The 1965-nt window shown below is 54.6% G+C and carries 2 protein-coding genes and 1 pseudogene; all 3 read right to left on the bottom strand.

Annotation, left to right across the window (positions count from 1 at the left end):
• Nucleotides 1-757, bottom strand: a 757-nt coding sequence (locus tag AB6D93_RS23910) for a DEAD/DEAH box helicase family protein (RefSeq protein WP_372159242.1), incomplete at its 3' end; no start/stop codon positions are given.
• The gene (locus tag AB6D93_RS23905) at nt 754-1329 is read right to left on the bottom strand and encodes a hypothetical protein (protein ID WP_102331888.1); all 576 of its coding nucleotides are present in this window, start codon (nt 1327-1329) and stop codon (nt 754-756) included. The genes AB6D93_RS23910 and AB6D93_RS23905, both read right to left, overlap by 4 nt.
• Before the next feature lie 67 nt (nt 1330-1396).
• Nucleotides 1397-1965: pseudogene (locus AB6D93_RS23900) on the bottom strand (SAM-dependent DNA methyltransferase); the annotation flags it as partial.

Here is a 1965-nt window from a genome sequence, read left to right as displayed (position 1 = left end):
GACGTTTAAGCGTCCACAGCGGTGCGCTGCATACTTTACAGCTCTGTTGCACATCCACCGAAAAATGCGTCGGAGCGATAAGCTCGCCCTCTTCATCTTTGGCTAATGCGCCGCAATCCGAGCAGCGAACAAAGTTCAGTTGAGCGGTTTGCGCCTGCAGACCGTCATGGCCTAACGTGCGTTTGAGCGTCTTAGTTTGGTAAGCGCTCTCCCAGTGATACCCCATGCGCATTCGAACCCGGCCCAGTATCACGTACTCAGGCCCATCATGAGGCGCCGCTTGTCTCAGTTTGAGCAAAGAGCGCAGCGTATCAGGGCCATTGAGCACCCACACCTTGGCGTTATGAACGGTATCGAGAATTTCTCGGCGCCATTTGTACACCAGGTGCGGCGGGGCTAACAGCAAAAAGCGTTTGGCCTTACCTTCATGGTAGGCTATCGCTGTGGTGGCGATACCCATGATGGTTTTGCCGGTCCCCATTTCTCCGTTGAGTATGCCCGCTGGGGCGCGCTCATCGAGCAGTAGGGTACTGATGGCCTGGATCGCTTCGGCTTGCGCCTCAAACGGCACGCGCTTGAGCGATTGCATCACCGCCGCACGCTTTTCACACGCCGATTGATAACGCGCTGGGTGCGCCGCTTCGATGTTGGCCAATAGGCCGTCACCGAATTGGTCGATAAAGTCATGCAGAGACAACACGTTGTCTTGCTCGTTTTGTTGAGTGGTGTCTTGAGTGATTTCTGTCGAGTCGCTCATAGCATCGCTCCTTGCGGTACGGTTAACACGCCTTGCTGCAGCGCTTCACTGACTAAGGGCTCCATCACATCAATCTGCAAGTCCAAGTGATACGCAAACACCCCATAAGCGGGCAGCTCATGAATCATGGATTGCAGTCTCGGTTGCAGGGCCGGTTGCCAATGCTCTAACAGCGGCAAATGACACAGCTGCTTGAGGGTTGGCCACAACGTGGCGTGAGACAGCGGGGTTTGACTCATCACCGTCATACTTTGACCGCTAGGTTTCAGTAACGATGGATGAATCAGCCAGGTGTGCACCCATTCGCCCACAGGCGTGTGTTTGGGTAACCGCGTGGTGCGTTTGGTGAGTGACTTCGCTTGGGCAAAGTCGAGCACCAGATTGCTTTCCGGTAATTTGACGGTCATGACGCGTATTCCACCTTCGCTCATGGGTAGCGTGAGCGCGGCGAAAAAGTGTTGCATGGCGCCATCGCGTCCCCATACGGAGAGAAATTGCACTTGGTTGTCAGCGGTGGTGACCACCGCATCGAGATAAAGCCCGTTATCGAGCGAAATCAGTGAAGTCTTCATGGGTTGGTTCCTTATTAAAAAAATAAGGCGCCTTCCCGTCAGGAAAAGCGCCTGACGGGCAGTGAAGTTATTGTATGACCACGATGCGACCAAAGCGCTCACCCAGGGTGAGGTCAATCGCTCGAATAAGCGGTTGAAATTGGTCTATCACAGTGGTGATGGTTTGACTCTCATCAACAGTGGTCACAGTGCGCTGCACCTTTTGAGTGCCGCCTTTGACCAGCAGTGTCTGAGCGCCATCGTTGCTGTGTACCTTGCCGGCAATTTGTCCCGCCGCGAGCGACAACGACAAATGCCAAGGTGACAGTTTTCTTAACGGCCGAGGCACTTGGTGGTGCCTCGCGAGGTTAAATTGGGTGTCAAAGGTGGGCCAAAGCCCCCCGTGCGCCCCAAACGCTTGTTCCAGTTGCCCGGTGTCTGGTCGTATCATTTCAAAACGAAACGACGCGTCATTGACCGGGGTTATCTCAAACGGTTGAGCGGGATAAGGCTGTATCACCTTACCTTCGCCAGCGTTTATCAACAGGGTCGCCGTTTGTGTGCGCTCCGTTTGATGCTCTGGCCCTCTCATGTCCGCTTTGCGCCCTAAGATGACCACTTGTTTAAAGCGGCCCGTTGAGGCTTCGAACACCTCGA

The organism is Vibrio sp. 10N.247.310.23, from assembly GCF_041467155.1.
In the GTDB taxonomy this organism is placed as follows: Bacteria; Pseudomonadota; Gammaproteobacteria; order Enterobacterales; family Vibrionaceae; genus Vibrio; species Vibrio crassostreae_C.
Note: the sequence above shows the minus strand (reverse complement) of the source record. Positions and strands in the feature narration are given on the sequence as shown.

Excerpts from the sequence above, each read along its gene's own strand:
- AB6D93_RS23905 (WP_102331888.1), bottom strand. The coding sequence starts at position 1,329 with ATGAAGACTTCACTGATTTCGCTCGATAACGGGCTTTATCTCGATGCG.